Genomic DNA, 446 nt, shown 5'->3' with positions numbered 1-446 from the left:
ATGATTTTTGATATACTTCTATGTAAAAAGCGAGTTTAAGCTATGAAAAATTATCCCAGCAATATTACTCGGCAACAATTTGAATTAATTCGACCAGCTTTAGAAAATTTTCGTAAGCGAACTAAGCCTCGAAAATATGACCTCTACGAGGTCTTCTGTGCGGTCCTATATGTCTTGAAAACCGGTTGCCAATGGCGTCAAGTCCCCGGTGATTTCCCAGAATGGCGGTCAGTTTACAACTATTACAAAATTTGGTCAACTAAAGCTGAGCCTACGGCTGATTCTTTATTGGAACAAGTTTTAAAAAAATTGTCATTGCTCGGCGAACTTACCAAGGACGTTCAGCTTTAACTTCCTTTATTATCGTTGACGCTCAGAGCGTCAAAAACACCGCTACTGCTGAAAACAAAGGTTACGACGCTGGTAAGAAAATCTCGGGGATTAAG

General features: G+C 39.7%; 1 pseudogene. It reads left to right on the top strand.

Annotation, left to right across the window (positions count from 1 at the left end):
• Positions 1–42: 42 nt before the first annotated feature.
• A pseudogene (locus tag FD47_RS14795) lies at positions 43–446 on the top strand (transposase); the annotation flags it as partial.

Origin of the sequence: Lentilactobacillus parafarraginis DSM 18390 = JCM 14109 (genome assembly GCF_001435895.1) — a bacterium.
Classification (GTDB): Bacteria; Bacillota; Bacilli; order Lactobacillales; family Lactobacillaceae; genus Lentilactobacillus; species Lentilactobacillus parafarraginis.
The sequence above is the reverse complement of the archived record's forward strand: the minus strand, read 5'-3'. Positions and strand labels throughout refer to the sequence as shown.